Here is an 18,068-nt window from a genome sequence, read left to right on the forward strand (position 1 = left end):
TTCCAATTGCAAATCGCCTTATTTTGGCTGTACAGGTCCAATTGCAAATAAAATCTCACACTCACAAACTAGCTCGCCATCTACTGTCGCAGTACCGCGGCCTTTCCCCATTTGTCCGCGCAATTTCAAAAATTCCACTTCAAGCTTCAACTGATCGCCCGGTACGACTTGACGCTTGAAACGGCAACTATCAATCCCTGTTAAAAATACTAGACGTCCTTTATATTCTGGTGCATTTAATAATGCAACACCACCTACTTGCGCAAGTGCCTCGACAATTAGGACACCAGGCATTACTGGATAGCCAGGGAAATGTCCGTTAAAAAATTCTTCGTTGATCGATACATTTTTCAATCCAAGTGCGCGCTTTCCTTCTTCGATTTCCAGAATGCGATCAACTAATAAAAATGGATAGCGATGTGGTAAAATATTTTGAATTTGCTCTGCGTTTAACATTAAAAAATCCCCCTTGTTTCCTCTATAATATTATGTAGATAATCGTTAATTTTTATGTATGTTCTGGTAAAGCGATGCAATTATTGGAGAAAGAACCTGGAATTTCAGTCGGCTTTTTACTCCAATTCAATTTAGTAAACTAAATTTTTGCTTTTTCGCTGTAAAGGGATTGCTCGGAAATGGCTTTCCCGACAATCCCTCTACTCTTTACCATTTATAATATCGAGAAGATGCTGCCATGTTTCCCACTTTAAAACATCGGATGCTGCGCCGTCCCCTATAACGCTATAGCCAATAACCAGTCCTACAATTACTGCTACTAAAAATAATAGAATTACGATTATTATCCGTAGCCAGATCGGAATCAGGCGAAGCCGAACCTTACCAACAGGCTGATCCGTTGGTGGCTCAGAAACGTTCTTTACGCGGCGTCTCGACTTTTTGGCTACAGGTTCTTTTTGCTCCATCTGTGTCTCTAACTCATTCGTCATAAAACTTCTCCTTAACAATGTCGCACGTTTAGCGAATACCGTTAATTAACCCAAGCATTTGGTCTGCAATTGTAATCGCACGTGTATTAAATTGATATGAACGCTGTGCTTGAATTAAATTTGTCATCTCTTTTGATACATCTACATTCGACATTTCAAGTGCACCTTTTTGAATACCCACTTGACGATTGGCACCTTGCAGATCTGTCAGTACTTGCGCTTGCGTGAAGCCAAGTGCATCCAGATTTTCCGGTAAGCCAATATATGTCCCGCCTTGCAGTTTTTCCATTACATTTGGTTTTTGCAGTTCAGAAATTCCAAGCTGGAACTTTAGCGGTGTGCCATTTTCATAGCTTGCCACTAACGAACCGTCTGAATCCATCGTAAAGCCTGTTACATTATCCGGGAATGTAATTGGCTGTCCATTTGCATCTGCAACTTGGTATCCGTCACTATTTACAAGTGAAAGAATGCCAGGTTCTGTCTGTGTAACATAGAAGCTACCGTTACGGGTATATGCAGTTCGCACATCGCCTTCTTCACTTTGCATTAACACATTAAAATATTGATTCTTTGTTGTTAATGCAAAATCTAAATCGCGGTCTGTTACTTGCAGTGATCCCTGTGTCTGATTTGATTGGATTAATCCGATCTGTGCACCGACACCATAACGAATGCCTACAGGTGTATCTCGGACAGTGCGGTCTAATTCATCATTATTAAATTGCTGATACAGCATTTCCGTAAAATTTGCCTGCTGTGCTTTATAGCCTGTTGTATTACTGTTTGCGATATTTGTACTGATTGTGTCCAACTGATGCTGTAGTTGAGATAATGTATTTGTCGCACTCACCATTGTACGTAACATTTCCCGCACCTCCTTAATTATACGAAAATTCGACAGCTAATGAAAATAATCGCTATTCCTTGTTTAATTAACTCGTCCAATTTCATTAACTGCTTTTTCCATGCTCTTATCGTAGGCCTGCAGCACTTTTTGGTTTGCTTCAAATGCGCGGTATGCAGTTAATAGATCTGTCATTGCTTTAGAAGCATCGACATTGGAGCCTTCTAAATATTGCTGCTGCATAGAAAACTGTACATTTGCCTGTCCATAGGCAGATGGTAGATCGACACCATCCAATGTATTAAATAACCCATTGTCACGCTTCACAAGTACGTCAGGGTTTTCAGAAAATGCGACACCTAATGTTCCGATCTGCATATCATTTTCGTCAAAAATCGCCCCGTCCGAACTGATGCGAATATTGTCGTTATCAAATTGCAGTCGTTCCCCATTTGCATCCAATACGAATAGTCCTTGGGGGTTTACTAAGTTCCCCTGCCCGTCCAGCGTAAAATTCCCGTTACGTGTATAGCTTTCTGTTCCGGATTCATTTTCTAAGCGGAAGAATATTTGTCCTGAATTTCCCGATGTTTCGTCAGTGGGCATCGAACTATTGATAAGTGCGATATCTGTATTTAAACCGGTTGAATAAATCTGACCTTGCGTTTGGTTTGGCATTGTTTCCTGTAAATAAACACCCGCATTCACCGCACCAACCGGATTAAGATTCTTTACTGTAAACCCGTTTTCAGTCGGAATTGTTGTCGAATTTACTGCCGACATCAACATATCCGGGAAAGAACGAATTGTCGTTTGGTCTGATTTAAAGCCAGGTGTATTGGCATTGGCCATATTATTCGTTAAAATTTCAGTTTTACGTTGTTGTGCAACCATTCCTGTAGCTACTGTATAAAAACCTTTGAACACTCAATTCACCTCAAATTATGCCGTATTTATCATTTATCGGCAAAAAACTGATAATTATAAGTAATATAACTTATTTATTTACCGCGCGATCAATATTGTCCAGCATAATTCCAGTCCCAACTGCCACACAGTCCATTGGGTTTTCAGCAACAAATACAGGTACTTTCAACTCTTCGATTAACAGCTGATCAATCCCATGCAGTAACGCACCGCCGCCTGTTAAAATAACGCCTCGGTCAATGATGTCGGCCGATAATTCAGGTGGTGTTTTTTCCAGTACGTCTTTGGCTGCCTGTACAATCATACTAACTGATTCACGTAATGCGTGCTCAATCTCTTCTGAATTGATTTCGATTGTTCTCGGTAAGCCTGTAACCATATCACGGCCGCGGATATCCATAGTATCATCGCGTCCACCAGGGAATACTGTACCGATTGTTGTTTTAATATTTTCTGCTGTACGTTCACCGATCAACAGCTTGTATTCTTTCTTTATGTATTGCAATATGTCATTATCGAATACATCTCCAGCAACTTTAATCGATTCGCTCGTTACGATATCGCCCATTGATAATACTGCTACATCCGTTGTACCTCCACCGATATCAACGACCATATTACCGCTTGGCTGGAAAATATCCATACCTGCGCCGATTGCAGCTACTTTAGGCTCTTCTTCCAAATAAACTTTTTTGCCGCCTGATTTTTCAGCAGCTTCACGTATTGCTTTTTGCTCTACCGATGTAATATTTGTCGGACAGCAAATTAAAATCCGTGGCTTTGACAAGAACCCTTTAACATCCAATTTATTGATAAAATGTTTTAACATCGCTTCTGTTACATCGAAATCTGCAATTACGCCATCCTTTAACGGACGAATTGCGACAATATTCCCCGGTGTACGTCCCACCATCTGACGTGCCTCTTCACCGACTGCCAATACTTTATTTGTTTTTTTATCGATTGCTACTACAGATGGCTCATTCAAAACAATCCCTTTGCCTTTTAAATGAATCAGCACATTTGCAGTACCTAAATCAATCCCAATATCTTTAGAAAACATGTTTCATTATTCTCCTTCCGCCCATTTGAACATGTATACGATTCTATATATGTCTATCTTAGTTATTTTATCATATACAGTGTTGAATTACATCAATATTGTGGGAAGGATTTTCCTTTATAATGGCTTTAAATGGTAAAAATCTAAAGTAATAATCACTAAAAAAAGCATTTAGTTGTTATAAAAACAGACTAAATGCTTTTTTCTTGTTGCTTTGTAATCCACTTTTTACGTGTTGCTTCACCACCGCGTAAATGGCGAATCGATTTGTTATAGGTTAAAACTTGTTGTACTTGTAGCGCAAGTGGTTCATTCACTTGTTTTAGCCGCTCTGTCAAATCTTTGTGTACAGTACTTTTAGAGAATCCCGTCATTTTCGCGAGTGCACGCACGGTTTCACCTGTCTCTACCAACAGTTCACCCAAACGAACGCAGCGTTGCCGAATATGTTCGTGCACGTCCTCTCCCTCTCCACTTCTAATCTAAAGAGCCTTGCTTCTTAATATTTCACCTTATGTGAATAGGCTCTTAATTATTCGGAGTAGTTTGCAGGATTCGTTGTTAACTTACTAAAAATATATCCGAATTCATCCATTTTGCTAAATAATCAAAAGGATAAATATTTGTTCGGATCCACCAGTACACCATCTTCCATTACTTCAAAGTGTAAATGAACGCCAATGTTTGGATTCCATTCATTTTCTTGTGAAGTAGCAAGCTGATCGCCTTGTGAAACTTGATCGCCTTGTTTTACAAGAATATCTGCCACGGAGTTATAACGTGTTTGCATACCATTTGGATGTGTAAGAGTAATGCTGTTGCCCGTAAATGCATCCATTTTTACTTCTGTCACTTCTCCGCTCATTGCAGCAACAACTTCAAAAGGCTCGCTGTTAATTGCGATAGAGACCCCTGTAGATGTTGTGAACACTTGATTAAATACAAGCAATGAGTTTTCGCGTGTAGCTTCATCTTTTGAGACGTCATAAAAATCCTGCAAAACCGTTACTTCATTTAAGTATTCTTCTTTGAATGGATACTTCAAAGTTTCCGTAACAGTCGCTGTTGTTGGAACAATCGACTGGTCGGCTGGTGCAGAAACTTCTTCCATCAGTTCCTGCTCATTTTGACTTTCGTACAATGCATTAAAACTAAAAATAACTGCCACAATCATTACTGCCATACCACCGTATACAGCCGGCCAAAACCACCGTCTTTGCATAACTGGTTTCTGAGAAGGCTTTTGTTTAACTTCTCTCATATTCATCACCTCAAATGGAAGTGTGTACAAGAAATTGGAAAGTTAAACATTATTTTTTACAATAATTTATCGATTTTAATGTTGTCGATGGATAGTAATGAGAAAGGATATTTTCCGCCGTTAATCCCCCCTGTGCCATCGCGTTTGCTCCATACTGGCTCATCCCTACCCCATGCCCGTATCCATAAGTTTTAATCGTTATACCGGTCGCTGTCGGTTCCCATGTGAAATTCGTGGAGCGTAAGTTTAAAAGTGTGCGCAGTTCTCTACCCGACCATGTTTTTTTATGGATGGTAATTTGCTCGATGCGGTTCGTATCGTTTCGCTGCAGCTTCGCATTTTGAAGCTGGGCCCTCGAGAAATTCTGTTTGAGTTTTTTATTTATTTCTTCAAATGTATACGTTATCTGTTCTTGATTTAATTGTTCAGGTGAAGTGGTTGCTGTTAAGTAGGGGATCGGATTTCCACTATAGTTTTCCGCAGACTCGGTATATTGATAGGATGATGCATGAAACATGGCTGTAATCAGTTCATCATTATAAGTAAGAATTTGGTTGGCAGTTTGATTGACGGCTTCTGTTATTTTCTCTTCATTTTCTGCAAAAGTAGTTTTCCATTTTTCTTCTCGTAGTTCCTGATCATTGTAGACTTGATGCGCTGTCGTTGTGAGGATCGGCTTTTTCCCATAATCGGTCTGCTTCAATACATAAGTCCGGGAGGCTATCGCCTGAGCTTTTAATGCTTCCACATGAAAACTTGCCGGCATTTCCCCTGCAATTACACCAATTAAATAATCTTCAATCGGAACGTCAGTATTATTCACTTTAATAAATAAAGGACAAGTAGTAGATTCCGTTGATTCAGTAATGGAGTTTTGTTTCTTAGACTTTAACGTGAAAGGGACTAAAAACAATAGGACGCCAATGATAAAATAAATGATAATTTTTTTCATGAGACAGTATATGAGCTTGCAATAAGAATATGAGTTCATTTGGAGAGAGAATTTCTAGTTTATGAGGAATGGGATTTTAGGAGGGGTTCTCGGGTGATAGAGCGGTGCAAGGTTTCTACTTACGGAAGGAATCGTTCTGCTTTAATAGCGGCGAGTTCTACTTTCCAACGGAGTTGTTCTACTTTCGCGCTAGGACTTTCTAATTCACGGCGCCTTTCTACTTTCAAACGGAAACATTAAACTTTTCCCTGTAAACGTTCTACATTCAAAGCGCTTTGTTCTACTTTCAGCCCTAACCGTTCTACTTTCTCGTCAAAACCTTCTAATTCCCGGAAACCCTATCCTTCATAAACAAAAAAGCATCCGGTAAGCCCAAATCTCGCTTCCTGAATGCTTTATATGTTTATATGAATCTAGCTATTAAACTGTCACAACGATTTCTTGTAACACTTCTTCTTCTAAATCGATGCGCTCGATCATTGCACCTAAAGAAGCTAGTTTTTTGTGGAAATCCACATAGCCGCGGTCTAAATGGTGTAACTTTGTAACACGAGTTACGCCTTCAGATACAAGGCCAGTTAAAATTAGTGCTGCTGCTGCACGTAAATCTGTCGCTGATACTTCGGCACCTTGAAGTTTTTTGCCACCTTCAATGAATACAGATCGTCCTTCGATCTTTGCGTCTGCATTCATGCGACGGAATTCTTCAACATGCATAAAACGATTTTCGAAAACTGTTTCCGTGATGATACTTGTTCCGTTTGCCGTTAACATTAATGCCATCATTTGTGATTGCATATCTGTCGGGAAACCTGGGTGTGGCATTGTTTTAATATCAACCGCTTTTAATGGGTCATTTGCGCGCACACGGATGCCTTCATCTTCTTCAATAACTTCTACGCCCATTTCACGCATTTTTGCAGTTAGTGCTGTCATATGCTCTGGTACAGCGTTTTCAATTAATACATCTCCGCGAGTAATTGCTGCCGCTACCATAAATGTTCCAGCTTCAATGCGGTCTGGAATAATATAATGTTCGCAACCTTTTAATTCTTTAACGCCTTCGATACGAATTGTATCAGTACCGGCACCAATGACACGGCCACCCATTGCGTTAATAAAGTTTGCCAAATCTACTATTTCAGGTTCTTTCGCTGCATTTTCAATAATAGTCGTCCCTTTTGCTAAAGATGCTGCTGTCATAATATTTTCAGTAGCCCCAACACTTGGGAAGTCTAAATAGATTTCTGCGCCTTTTAGTTCACCTTTTACTTTTGCTTCGACATAACCATGTCCAAAGGAAATCTCTGCACCCATAGCTTCGAAGCCTTTTAAATGAAGTTCGATTGGACGAGATCCAATTGCACAGCCGCCTGGTAATGCTACACGTGCATAGCCATTACGTGCTAATAATGAACCCATTACTAAAATGGATGCACGCATTTTACTTACAAACTCAAATTGTGCTTCACTAGATAGCTTCATAGAGGCATCAATCATCATTTCGTTTTTCTCGACATCATATTCGACAATCGCATTTAAACTTTTTAACACTTCACCAATCGTACCGACATCTGCTAAGTTTGGTACATCTTTAATCATATTTTTATCTTTAGAAGCTAATAGAGAAGCAGCCAAAATCGGTAATACAGCATTTTTTGCGCCTTCAACGCGTACTGTGCCTTTTAGTGTCTGACCTCCAGTAACAATAATTCTCTCCACAATTCGTCCCTCCGAATTCAATTCTCATATAATAAAGGAATAAGTTCAATTAAACTTAAATTATTTTAAACTTCATTTGACTCAATTTACACACAAAAATATACTACATTTATTAGGGCGGTAATTCAAGCACCCAAATTACTATTTTAATCTAATTTGTTTGAAAAGGCTATTAAATTATAATACGCAGCGCAACTATTTAGTGTGAATAGACAAATTTTCACAAAAAAGTACTTTCCTAAAAATAACTACCCAAATCATGTAACTTTACAAACCTCTTATTTCCTAGGAAATTTTTATTTCTTGTAGTGGAAAACAAACGTTTATTCCCCTTTACAAGAAATAAAACCGCATCTATTTCCTGTACTAATTAAAAATATAGGGAATCGTTTGCGACCAGCTTAAAAAGTTTAAAAAGAAATCCGCTACAATTGAACCAATAACAATACTCGACAAAATGTAAAAGAGCTGAATTTGAAAAGTCTTACCTTTTTTAAATAATTGTTCGATTCTTAGTCCTTGTAATGCATAAAGGGCAATTCCTATAAATATAATATATGCTAACACATTAACGATTGCTTGTTGGCCTGCCTCGACATATAAATCCATTTTCCCCGCTCCTTTTAAACACCTTACCCCAAATGATGGCGATTTGTGTTCCAAACTGTTTAACTTCTTATAATTCTTTCATGACTATAAAAAAGCAGGCAGAAAGAATCTGCCCGCTTGTTAAACATTAGATATTACCCTCATGAACATTGATACGATTCATCGCACGTTTTAAAGATAATTCCGCGCGTTGGAAATCGATGTCATCTTGTTTCTTTTGAAGGCGACCTTCAGCACGAGCTAAAGCTTCTTTAGCACGGGCAACATCGATCGTAGAAGCAACTTCTGCAGAAGGAGCTAAAATCGAGATTTTTTCAGGGCGAACTTCAATGAAACCACCGCTAACCGCTGCGACATCTGTAGTGCCGTCTGCTTTTTTAAGCTTCACAGAACCAATTGTAAGTGGAGCAACCATAGGAATATGGCCAGCTAAGACACCAATTTCACCTGAAGTCGTTTTAGCGATTACCATCGTTACTTCTGAATCGTATACTGAGCCGTCGGGAGTGACAATATTGACTGTAACTGTCTTCATATTTTTTCCTCCTCGTCAGCTAATTAGACTTGTACGCCCATTTCTTTAGCTTTCGCTACTACTTCATCAATAGAACCAACTAGACGGAAAGCATCTTCTGGTAAGTGATCCCATTTGCCATCAAGGATTTCCTTGAATGAACGAACAGTTTCTTTTACAGGTACATAAGAACCTTTTTGACCAGTGAATTGCTCTGCTACGTGGAAGTTTTGAGATAAGAAGAACTGGATACGACGAGCACGTTCAACTGTTTTCTTATCTTCGTCACCTAGCTCATCCATACCTAAGATAGCAATGATATCTTGCAGTTCACGGTAACGTTGGATTGTACGTTGAACACCAGTAGCTATTGCGTAATGTTCTGGTCCAACGATTTCTGGTGATAATGCACGAGAAGTTGAAGCTAGTGGGTCTACCGCTGGATAGATACCCATTTCAGATAATTTACGTTCAAGGTTAGTTGTAGCATCTAAGTGGGCGAAAGTTGTAGCCGGAGCCGGGTCAGTATAGTCATCGGCTGGTACGTAAATCGCTTGGATTGAAGTTACAGAACCTTTAGTAGTAGATGTGATACGCTCTTGTAATTTACCCATTTCTGTAGCAAGTGTTGGTTGGTAACCTACCGCTGAAGGCATACGACCTAATAGGGCAGAAACCTCAGAACCTGCTTGTGTGAAACGGAAAATGTTGTCGATGAATAAAAGTACGTCTGCACCTTGCTCATCACGGAAGAACTCAGCCATTGTTAAACCAGTTAAAGCTACGCGCATACGTGCTCCTGGTGGCTCATTCATTTGACCGAATACCATCGCTGTTTGTTTGATTACGCCTGAATCTGTCATTTCGAAGAATAAGTCGTTACCCTCACGAGTACGCTCACCTACACCTGCGAATACAGAAATACCTGCGTGCTCTTGTGCGATGTTGTTGATTAATTCTTGGATTAATACTGTTTTACCTACACCGGCACCACCGAATAGACCGATTTTACCACCTTTGATGTATGGTGCTAATAAGTCTACTACTTTGATACCTGTTTCTAGGATTTCTACAGTAGTTGATAATTCATCGAATGTTGGAGCTTCGCGGTGAATTGAATCACGACGAACTTCAGCAGGAATTTCTTCACCTAAGTCGATAACTTCACCAAGTACGTTAAATACGCGACCTAATGTAGCTTCACCAACTGGTACTGAGATTGGTGCTCCTGAGTTTGTTACTTCTGCTCCACGTTGTAAACCGTCAGTAGATGACATGGCAATCGTACGAACAGAATCGTCACCTAAGTGAAGCGCTACTTCTAATGCAAGAGTAGTCGGAGCTTCGTTAGGACGTTCAATTGTAACTGTTAATGCGTTATAAATTGCTGGTAATTGACCATTAGCAAACTTTACGTCTACTACTGGACCCATTACTTGAAGAACGTGTCCTTTGTTCATTACTTTGTACCCTCCTATCGTATTCTTATACGACATTGGTGAGTGCGCCCTATTCTAAGGCAGCAGCTCCACCAACGATTTCTGTAATTTCTTGTGTAATCGCCGCTTGACGTGCACGGTTATATTGTAGAGAAAGGTCTGCAATAAGATCGTTTGCATTGTCTGTAGCGTTTTTCATTGCTGTCATACGCGCTGAATGTTCACTCGCTTTTCCGTCTAAAATCGCGCCGTAAATTAAGCTTTCCGCATATTGTGGAAGTAATACTTCTAAAATGGCTTCGCCTGATGGCTCAAATTCATAAGAAGCATTGCTTGAAGAAGGTGCAATATCAGTTAGAGGAAGAACTTTTTTCATAGTCACTTCGTTTTGAATTGCAGATACGAAGTGATTGTAGTACATATAAAGTTCATCATACGTACCATCAATGAACATACCAACAGCATTACGAGCGATTTCTTTAATATCAGCAAATGACGGTTGGTCCGGTAGAGCAACGACATCTGCGATAACATTGTGTCCACGCTTTACAAAGTAATCACGAACAACACGACCTACTACTAAAACTACGTACTCATCTTTAGACTTGTGACGTTTATCAATAGTGCTTTGAACTTGACGTAAGATGCTTGAGTTGTAAGCACCTGCCAGACCACGGTCAGAACCGATGACTAAGTAAGCTGTTTTCTTAACAGGACGAGAAGTTAACATTGGATGTCCGCTGTCTTTTGTACCTGTTGCGATTGCGCCTACTACGTCCTGGATTTTTTCCATGTATGGAACGTAAGACTTAGCGTTTTGCTCTGCACGACGTAACTTTGAAGAAGAAACCATCTGCATCGCTTTCGTAATTTGTTTCGTTGACTTTGTAGAGTTAATACGACCTTTAATTTCGCGTAAGTTTACCACTGGTATTTCACCACCTTTAGATTTTTATCAAGCTCTTATTAAAAAAGAGTTGTCCAGTTTTTCACGCTACAGTATTGTGCGTGAAAAACCGTTCAATTCTTACTCAGATTTAGCGAAAGTCTTTTTGAACGCATTGATAGCTTCAACATACTCTGCGTCTGGAGCAAGTTCTTTAGTTGTACGAACATGATCTAAAACATTTGTGTGGTTTGTATCTAACCAGCTTAAGAATTCGTTTTCGAAACGAACGATGTCTTGTACTGGAATATCATCTAAGTGACCTTTAGTTAATGCATAAAGGATCGCAACTTGTTTTTCAACTTTAAGTGGTTTGTTTAAGTCTTGTTTTAAAACTTCAACTGTACGTTTACCACGCTCTAATTTAGCAAGTGTGATTGCGTCTAAGTCAGATCCGAACTGAGCGAATGACTCTAACTCACGGAATGCTGCCAAGTCAAGACGTAATGTACCCGCTACTTTTTTCATCGCTTTGATTTGAGCAGAACCACCTACACGTGATACTGATAAACCAGCGTTGATCGCAGGACGTACACCAGAGTTGAATAAGTCAGATTGTAAGAAGATTTGACCATCTGTGATTGAGATTACGTTTGTTGGGATATATGCAGAGATATCGCCCGCTTGCGTTTCTACGAATGGAAGCGCTGTAATCGAACCGTTTTTGTATGTTTCGTTTAACTTCGCAGCACGCTCAAGTAGACGGCTGTGTAAGTAGAACACGTCACCAGGGTATGCTTCACGACCTGGAGGACGGCGTAGAAGAAGTGAAAGTTCACGGTATGCTGATGCTTGTTTAGTTAAGTCATCATACACGATTAATACGTGCTTACCATCTAACATGAATTCTTCTGCCATAGATACACCTGCGAAAGGAGCAAGGTATAGTAATGGAGCTGGTTGTGATGCAGATGCAGTTACAACGATTGTGTAATCTAATGCACCGTGCTTACGGAAAGTTTCAACTACGTTACGTACAGTTGATTCTTTTTGACCAATTGCAACGTAGATACAGATCATATCTTCGCCTTGTTGGTTTAAGATTGTATCAATCGCTACAGATGTTTTACCAACTTGACGGTCACCGATGATTAACTCACGTTGACCACGACCGATTGGTACTAAAGCGTCAATCGCTTTGATACCTGTTTGTAATGGCTCATGTACTGATTTACGTGCCATTACACCGAAAGCTGGACTTTCGATTGGACGAGATTTTGTTGTGTTGATTGGACCTAATCCATCCACTGGCATACCAAGTGGGTTTACAACACGGCCAATTAGTGCTTCACCAACTGGTACTTCCATAATACGACCTGTACGACGAACCTCATCGCCTTCTTTGATGCCTAGGTAGTCTCCTAAAATTACGATACCAACGTTACCTTCTTCTAGGTTTTGTGCCATACCCATAACACCGTTTGAGAACTCTAAAAGCTCTCCAGCCATGGCGTTGTCGAGGCCATGAGCACGAGCGATACCGTCACCAACAGTGATAACTGTACCTACTTCGCTTACTTTTAATTCCGATTGATAACCTTCAATCTGCTGTTTAATCAGACTGCTGATTTCTTCAGCTTTGATGCCCATGTATGTTCACCTCTCACATTTCTTAAGATTTAGCCAACTAATGTTCGTTTTAAGTCCTCTAGCTTAGACGCTACAGTACTGTCGAAAATATAGTTGCCGATTTGAACGCGTACGCCACCAATTAATGACGCATCGATAATGTTTGTAATGTTAAGTTGCCCTTTGCCGACTAACTTGCCGAAAGCAGCAGAAATTTCTGCACGTTCGCCATCTGTTAATTCACGCGTTGAGTATACTTTTGCATCTGCAGTGCCTTGAGCGGCAGCTGATAATGCTTGATATTGGTCTGCTACAGCTGTTAATTCATTTAAACGTTTCTTTTCAATTAAGAATTGAACCATATTTACAACGATTGGCTGTGCACCCGTTAAAATTTGAGCGATAAGCTCTTTCTTACGATCAGTAGAAATTTTCGGAGCAGTAAGTAAGGCCATAAACTCTTCGTTCGTAGCCAATACTGTTTTGATCTCACGTAAATCTGCACCTACTTCTGCAAGAAGGTTGTTGCTTAATGCTAATTCGTAAATTGCTTGAGCATAGCGATTTGCTACAGTCGATTGACTCATTTCGCTTCGCCTGCCTTCGCAATCGTTTCTTTAATTAATGCGCTATTGTCTGCTTCAGAAATTTCTTTCCCAAGAACTTTAGACGCAGCAAGTACTGATAATGAAACTACTTCTTCACGTACAGCAGCGATTGCTTTTTCTCTTTCTGCTTCGATATCACGAACAGCAGATTCTTTTAGACGGTTCGCTTCAGCGCGTGCAGTTACCACGATTTCTTCGCGAGTTGCTTCGCCTTGCTTTTTAGCGTTCTCAATAATTGATTGCGCTTCAGTGCGAGCTTCTTTAAGAAGGCTCTTTTGTTCTTCTAATAGTGCTTGTGTTTCTTTTTTAGCTTTTTCAGCTGCATCGATACCGCTCGCAACTAACTCTTCACGCTCGCGCATGATACCCATTAAAGGACCCCAAGCGAACTTTTTAAGAAGTGCCATTAAACCTAAGAAAATCACTAAAGTCGCAAGAGCATCACCTAAGTTAATGCCACTAGCGCCTGCACCTAGTACAAGATAGTCTAAAAACACGATTGTTTCACTCCCTTCAAGAGCTTGAATAAAATCTATATTTTGTCATACTTTTTGTTCATATTTAATATTAAATAAAAAGGGTATATCTTTTATACACAAAACTAATGGCGAAGGGTTTCAAAAGAAGTCTACTTCGCCACTGGATTTAATAATCTTAATGAAGACTATTGGTTCATTACGATGAATGCGATTACTACTGCGATGATCGGTAATGCTTCTACTAACGCTACCCCGATGAACATTGTAGTTTGAAGTGCGCCACGTGCTTCTGGTTGACGAGCGATACCTTCTACTGTTTTTGAAACGATTAAACCGTTACCAATACCTGCACCTAGTGCTGCTAAACCGATTGCGATTGCTGCTGCTAATAAACCTACTGAACCTACCATTTGATAATATCCTCCTTGGATGTTGTAATTTTTTTTTGGTTCAAATTACCGCACTACATTGAATGCGGAAACTTATAATTAATGGTCTGTACTCACTTTGTGAGCCATGTAAACCATCGTTAACATAGTGAAAATGAAAGCTTGGATAAACCCGATGAAAATCGAGAATCCCATCCACGCCATCATTGGTACGATTGCACCGAAGAAACCAAACGCACTTGAAACTGCTAAACCAGTAAGTAACGTTAGTAAAATCTCCCCGGCATAAATGTTACCGTATAGACGTAGACCTAGAGTTAACGTATTTGCAAACTCTTCAATAACTTTTAACGGGAACATAAACGACATTGGTTGGAAGAATGTTTTAGCATAACCGCCTGTACCTTGCATTTTCACGCCGTAATACTGTGTTAATACTAGAACCATCGAAGCTAATGTCATTGTTACGACTGGATCGGCTGTTGGTGATTTCCACCATAAATCACTGCCGTAAGCAATACCACCCATTGGTAAACCAAGTAAGTTGGACACTGCAATGAACATGATTAATGTAATCCCTAGAATGTGGAAGCGTCCACCAGTTTTCCAGTCCATGTTACTCTTAATAATATTTTTCACGAAATCCATAACCCATTCCATGAAGTTCTGCATACCAGTCGGTTTTAACGCAAGTGTACGTGTTGAAACAAACGCGATAATAAATACGATGACTGCAGCTACTAAGAGAGTTAGTACTGTAGATAAGTTGAAAGTAAGCGTCATAAAGCCTAAATCCAAATGTAGCTCTGGAGCTGTATGATCCATTTTTGCATTCACCTCTCTTTCAAATGCACCTTAGTGGCTTTTTATATGATGTACTACTCTTTCTACTACTAAAAAGATGTACGGAATCATCAGCCCAATGACCGTGCTTATTAAGTGAAAATATTGTGGCAACGATATTGCGATTGCGACTGCGGCAACACCTGATCCAAAGCGAAGCGCTGTACCGATAGATGCTACTTTTGTCCCTTCACTAATGGAACGGTCAAATTTTTCCATACGTCGAAGTAAAATCCAAAAATTATACGTACCAAAGAACGCACCTAGGGCTATACCAGCAAATATCGAATCATATGGCGAAAATCCCCAGCCTAACGTACAAACAGCAAGCAAAAAAAAGAACGCTTTCTTCTGCATTGCAAAAACGTGATGCAAATTTAGCATTGGCAGTTAATCTCCTGAAACTTTTTTCGAGTAAAGAAAGTGTTCATCGACCATTAAATGAATTTAAAACGTAGTAAATGCACTACAAAATTAGAGGCCGTTACAAGTAGTAAATAATTTCCACCTCAGGAAAATTCCATAGTGAACATTCATTTCATACTTCTAAATGTCTCTTAATCTTAACGGACTTCATCCAGGCGCATAGAACGTTGCAAATTGACGAGTTTCGTTTCAACTGTCAATCTAGTAGAAACTTGATATAACAAGCGTTTCAACGTCTTTTGACTAGGCGAAACTCTTATCATTCTTACCCTTTGTAAGCATACAATAGGGGGTTTTTGATGTCAATTAGTAATGGTGAAAAACTTCACATAGATACATTCCTTGTCAAATTGTTGACAAATTTGTGTATAGTTATGCACAAATATTTTTTGCATTTTTTCACTAACGCTAAAATTCGCTATTTCATGCGTTTTTTCCATGTCGTTTCATTTTTTGTATCCAAGAAAAAATTTTTTGGCAATAATAACGAATTTAATACTTGACAACAGGAGGAAAACGCTAATTCCTGTTGTCAATTTCATTTTTAAGTAAATTTCAGTAATTTTTTGGATTATCGAGTCTCTGCTTTTTCGATAATTTCTTCTACTAACTGTTTTTGAGCAAACTTCAATAATGCTTCCACAATACGCTCTGAAGCAAATCCATCTCCATACGGATTCGATGCATGTGCCATTGCTTCATAAGCTTCATCATTTACTAGCAATTCTTTTGCCATCTTGTAAATAACTTCTTCATCTGTTCCCGCAAGTTTTAATGTACCTGCTGCAATCCCTTCAGGACGTTCTGTCGTATCACGTAAAACCAGCACCGGCTTCCCTAACGATGGTGCTTCTTCTTGAACACCGCCAGAATCCGTTAAAATCATGTAAGAGCGGGCAGCGAAATTGTGGAAATCAAATACTTCCAACGGTTCAATTAAATGAACACGTGGGTTGTCCCCTAAAATTTCATTTGCAACTTCGCGTACTGCAGGATTCATATGCACCGGGTAAACAACCTGAACATCATCATGCTCGTTCAATAGACGCATAATTGCACGGAACATATTGCGCATTGGATCACCTAGATTTTCACGACGGTGTGCTGTTAGTAAAATCATGCGATCTGAACCGATTTTTTCAATAACCGGATGTGTGTAATGATCACTGACTGTTGTTTTTAATGCATCAATTGCCGTGTTACCAGTTACGAAAATTGCTTCTGCCGGTTTATTTTCCTTTAACAGGTTTGCACGAGATTGCTCAGTTGGCGCAAAATGCAAATCTGCCATTACACCTGTTAACTGACGGTTCATCTCTTCAGGGTAAGGTGAATATTTTTGACCTGTACGAAGTCCTGCTTCCACATGGCCAATTGCAATTTGATTGTAGAAAGCCGCCAGACTCCCAACAAAAGTTGTCGCCGTATCACCATGTACTAACACGATATCAGGCTTCGCTTCTTTCATTACTCGATCAAGTCCTAAAAGTGCATTCGTCGCTACATCTACTAATGTTTGACGGTCTTTCATAATATTTAAATCATAATCCGGTGTAATTTCAAAAGTTTCCAACACTTGGTCAAGCATTTGACGGTGCTGGGCCGTTACAGTAACAATCGATTCAATTTGTTCCGGATGCTTTTCCAGTTCCAGCACAAGTGGTGCCATTTTAATTGCTTCCGGACGTGTTCCAAAAATCGTCATAACTTTAAACTTCTTCGTCATTATTCTTCTCCTTGTCTAATCTATAATTAATTTTTTCTGCAAGTGTTTAGTATACTTGCCGTATTAATAGAAAACGCCCGCAACTGCTTACGGACGTCTCGTTTATTTATTATTTTGTTCCGAATAAACGATCCCCGGCATCACCCAAGCCTGGTACGATATAGCCATGATCATTTAATTTTTCATCTAGAGATGCGATGTAAATATCTACGTCTGAGTGATTTTTTTGAATTTCTTCGACACCTTCTGGAGCTGCGATCAGACACATAAACTTAATGCTTTTAGCGCCACGCTTTTTCAGTGAATTAATCGCTTCTACAGCTGAACCACCCGTTGCTAACATCGGGTCAACAATAATGAAGTCACGTTCTTCAACATCTGCTGGAAGTTTCGCATAATATTCTACCGGCTTTAATGTTTCCGGATCACGGTAAAGACCAATATGACCTACTTTTGCAGCAGGAATTAATTTTAATACGCCATCTACCATTCCGATACCCGCACGTAGAATTGGGACAATCGCCATTTTCTTCCCAGATAATACTTTCGCTTTCGCCTTCGTAACAGGTGTTTCCACTTCAATTTCTTCCAGCGGTAAATCCCGAGTAATCTCAAAAGCCATTAATGTTGCTACTTCATCAACTAACTCCCGGAATTCTTTTGTTCCTGTTTCTTTATCTCGAATATAAGTTAACTTATGTTGGATTAATGGGTGGTCAAATACGTATACTTTACTCACGTTGACATCTCCTAACTGTTGTTTATCTAAAACAGTATAACAGAAAATAAAGTTAACGAAAA

At 39.6% G+C, this 18,068-nt stretch carries 21 protein-coding genes; all 21 read right to left on the bottom strand.

What is annotated here, in order from left to right; translation table 11 throughout:
• Nucleotides 1–18: 18 nt before the first annotated feature.
• The 21 genes from fabZ to upp all read right to left on the bottom strand — a co-directional run bounded on the left by fabZ (nt 19) and on the right by upp (nt 18,006).
• Nucleotides 19–456: a 3-hydroxyacyl-ACP dehydratase FabZ gene (gene fabZ, locus M3166_RS10885; RefSeq protein WP_079524660.1), complete on the bottom strand. Its 438-nt coding sequence runs from the start codon at nt 454–456 to the stop codon at nt 19–21.
• A 200-nt stretch (nt 457–656) separates the two neighbouring features.
• Nucleotides 657–947 carry a DNA-directed RNA polymerase subunit beta gene (locus M3166_RS10890; protein WP_251689843.1) on the bottom strand — a complete coding sequence of 97 codons (291 nt, stop codon included), beginning with the start codon at nt 945–947 and terminating at the stop codon, nt 657–659.
• Nucleotides 948–975: 28 nt separating this feature from the next.
• Entirely contained in the window at nt 976–1,815 is an 840-nt protein-coding gene (locus M3166_RS10895) for a flagellar hook-basal body protein (protein WP_251689844.1), read from the bottom strand.
• A 63-nt stretch (nt 1,816–1,878) separates the two neighbouring features.
• Nucleotides 1,879–2,721 (bottom strand): flagellar hook-basal body protein, encoded by an 843-nt coding sequence (locus M3166_RS10900; protein WP_251689845.1) that lies wholly within the window; start codon nt 2,719–2,721, stop codon nt 1,879–1,881.
• A 70-nt stretch (nt 2,722–2,791) separates the two neighbouring features.
• The gene (locus M3166_RS10905; RefSeq protein ID WP_251689846.1) at nt 2,792–3,784 is read right to left on the bottom strand and encodes a rod shape-determining protein; all 993 of its coding nucleotides are present in this window, start codon (nt 3,782–3,784) and stop codon (nt 2,792–2,794) included.
• A gap of 191 nt (nt 3,785–3,975) precedes the next feature.
• Nucleotides 3,976–4,242: a sporulation transcriptional regulator SpoIIID gene (locus M3166_RS10910; RefSeq protein ID WP_008404436.1), complete on the bottom strand. Its 267-nt coding sequence runs from the start codon at nt 4,240–4,242 to the stop codon at nt 3,976–3,978.
• Nucleotides 4,243–4,391: 149 nt separating this feature from the next.
• Nucleotides 4,392–5,045 (bottom strand): M23 family metallopeptidase, encoded by a 654-nt coding sequence (locus M3166_RS10915; RefSeq protein ID WP_251689847.1) that lies wholly within the window; start codon nt 5,043–5,045, stop codon nt 4,392–4,394.
• Nucleotides 5,046–5,094: 49 nt separating this feature from the next.
• Nucleotides 5,095–5,997, bottom strand: coding sequence for a stage II sporulation protein D (gene spoIID / locus M3166_RS10920; RefSeq protein WP_251689848.1), 903 nt, complete (start codon nt 5,995–5,997; stop codon nt 5,095–5,097).
• Between the two features lie 420 nt (nt 5,998–6,417).
• Nucleotides 6,418–7,719, bottom strand: coding sequence for a UDP-N-acetylglucosamine 1-carboxyvinyltransferase (gene murA, locus M3166_RS10925; protein WP_251689849.1), 1,302 nt, complete (start codon nt 7,717–7,719; stop codon nt 6,418–6,420).
• A 366-nt stretch (nt 7,720–8,085) separates the two neighbouring features.
• Nucleotides 8,086–8,328, bottom strand: a complete 243-nt coding sequence (locus M3166_RS10930) for a DUF1146 family protein (RefSeq protein WP_251689850.1) — start codon at nt 8,326–8,328, stop codon at nt 8,086–8,088.
• 127 nt (nt 8,329–8,455) lie between these two features.
• Nucleotides 8,456–8,863 carry a F0F1 ATP synthase subunit epsilon gene (locus tag M3166_RS10935; RefSeq protein WP_079524653.1) on the bottom strand — a complete coding sequence of 136 codons (408 nt, stop codon included), beginning with the start codon at nt 8,861–8,863 and terminating at the stop codon, nt 8,456–8,458.
• 23 nt (nt 8,864–8,886) lie between these two features.
• A complete protein-coding gene (atpD, locus tag M3166_RS10940) occupies nt 8,887–10,302 on the bottom strand; it encodes a F0F1 ATP synthase subunit beta (protein ID WP_008404446.1) in 1,416 nt (471 codons plus the stop codon).
• Between the two features lie 49 nt (nt 10,303–10,351).
• Complete coding sequence (atpG, locus tag M3166_RS10945) at nt 10,352–11,209, bottom strand: ATP synthase F1 subunit gamma (protein WP_251689851.1); 858 nt, start codon at nt 11,207–11,209, stop codon at nt 10,352–10,354.
• 99 nt (nt 11,210–11,308) lie between these two features.
• Entirely contained in the window at nt 11,309–12,817 is a 1,509-nt protein-coding gene (atpA, locus tag M3166_RS10950; protein ID WP_008404448.1) for a F0F1 ATP synthase subunit alpha, read from the bottom strand.
• A 29-nt stretch (nt 12,818–12,846) separates the two neighbouring features.
• Nucleotides 12,847–13,383, bottom strand: a complete 537-nt coding sequence (locus M3166_RS10955; RefSeq protein WP_008404449.1) for a F0F1 ATP synthase subunit delta — start codon at nt 13,381–13,383, stop codon at nt 12,847–12,849.
• Entirely contained in the window at nt 13,380–13,901 is a 522-nt protein-coding gene (gene atpF / locus M3166_RS10960) for a F0F1 ATP synthase subunit B (protein ID WP_251689852.1), read from the bottom strand. Before atpF ends, M3166_RS10955 begins: the two co-directional genes overlap by 4 nt.
• A gap of 167 nt (nt 13,902–14,068) precedes the next feature.
• Complete coding sequence (atpE, locus tag M3166_RS10965; RefSeq protein WP_008404451.1) at nt 14,069–14,293, bottom strand: F0F1 ATP synthase subunit C; 225 nt, start codon at nt 14,291–14,293, stop codon at nt 14,069–14,071.
• Between the two features lie 78 nt (nt 14,294–14,371).
• Nucleotides 14,372–15,097: a F0F1 ATP synthase subunit A gene (atpB, locus tag M3166_RS10970; RefSeq protein WP_251689853.1), complete on the bottom strand. Its 726-nt coding sequence runs from the start codon at nt 15,095–15,097 to the stop codon at nt 14,372–14,374.
• A gap of 30 nt (nt 15,098–15,127) precedes the next feature.
• Entirely contained in the window at nt 15,128–15,499 is a 372-nt protein-coding gene (locus M3166_RS10975; RefSeq protein ID WP_251689854.1) for an ATP synthase subunit I, read from the bottom strand.
• Nucleotides 15,500–16,112: 613 nt separating this feature from the next.
• Nucleotides 16,113–17,267 (bottom strand): non-hydrolyzing UDP-N-acetylglucosamine 2-epimerase, encoded by a 1,155-nt coding sequence (gene wecB, locus M3166_RS10980; RefSeq protein ID WP_251689855.1) that lies wholly within the window; start codon nt 17,265–17,267, stop codon nt 16,113–16,115.
• 109 nt (nt 17,268–17,376) lie between these two features.
• Nucleotides 17,377–18,006, bottom strand: a complete 630-nt coding sequence (gene upp / locus M3166_RS10985; RefSeq protein WP_251689856.1) for a uracil phosphoribosyltransferase — start codon at nt 18,004–18,006, stop codon at nt 17,377–17,379.
• Nucleotides 18,007–18,068: the final 62 nt, after the last annotated feature.

Source organism: Solibacillus isronensis (genome assembly GCF_023715405.1).
Taxonomy (GTDB): Bacteria; Bacillota; Bacilli; order Bacillales_A; family Planococcaceae; genus Solibacillus; species Solibacillus isronensis_B.

Bases quoted from the DNA above. Each gene is read 5' to 3' on its own strand.
- fabZ (WP_079524660.1), bottom strand. From the start codon at position 456: ATGTTAAACGCAGAGCAAATTCAAAATATTTTACCACATCGCTATCCA.
- M3166_RS10890 (WP_251689843.1), bottom strand. From the start codon at position 947: ATGACGAATGAGTTAGAGACACAGATGGAGCAAAAAGAACCTGTAGCC.
- M3166_RS10895 (WP_251689844.1), bottom strand. From the start codon at position 1,815: ATGTTACGTACAATGGTGAGTGCGACAAATACATTATCTCAACTACAG.
- M3166_RS10905 (WP_251689846.1), bottom strand. From the start codon at position 3,784: ATGTTTTCTAAAGATATTGGGATTGATTTAGGTACTGCAAATGTGCTG.
- M3166_RS10915 (WP_251689847.1), bottom strand. From the start codon at position 5,045: ATGAGAGAAGTTAAACAAAAGCCTTCTCAGAAACCAGTTATGCAAAGA.
- spoIID (WP_251689848.1), bottom strand. From the start codon at position 5,997: ATGAAAAAAATTATCATTTATTTTATCATTGGCGTCCTATTGTTTTTA.
- M3166_RS10930 (WP_251689850.1), bottom strand. From the start codon at position 8,328: ATGGATTTATATGTCGAGGCAGGCCAACAAGCAATCGTTAATGTGTTA.
- M3166_RS10935 (WP_079524653.1), bottom strand. From the start codon at position 8,863: ATGAAGACAGTTACAGTCAATATTGTCACTCCCGACGGCTCAGTATAC.
- atpD (WP_008404446.1), bottom strand. From the start codon at position 10,302: ATGAACAAAGGACACGTTCTTCAAGTAATGGGTCCAGTAGTAGACGTA.
- atpA (WP_008404448.1), bottom strand. From the start codon at position 12,817: ATGGGCATCAAAGCTGAAGAAATCAGCAGTCTGATTAAACAGCAGATT.
- M3166_RS10955 (WP_008404449.1), bottom strand. From the start codon at position 13,383: ATGAGTCAATCGACTGTAGCAAATCGCTATGCTCAAGCAATTTACGAA.
- atpE (WP_008404451.1), bottom strand. From the start codon at position 14,293: ATGGTAGGTTCAGTAGGTTTATTAGCAGCAGCAATCGCAATCGGTTTA.
- atpB (WP_251689853.1), bottom strand. From the start codon at position 15,097: ATGGATCATACAGCTCCAGAGCTACATTTGGATTTAGGCTTTATGACG.
- M3166_RS10975 (WP_251689854.1), bottom strand. From the start codon at position 15,499: ATGCTAAATTTGCATCACGTTTTTGCAATGCAGAAGAAAGCGTTCTTT.
- wecB (WP_251689855.1), bottom strand. From the start codon at position 17,267: ATGACGAAGAAGTTTAAAGTTATGACGATTTTTGGAACACGTCCGGAA.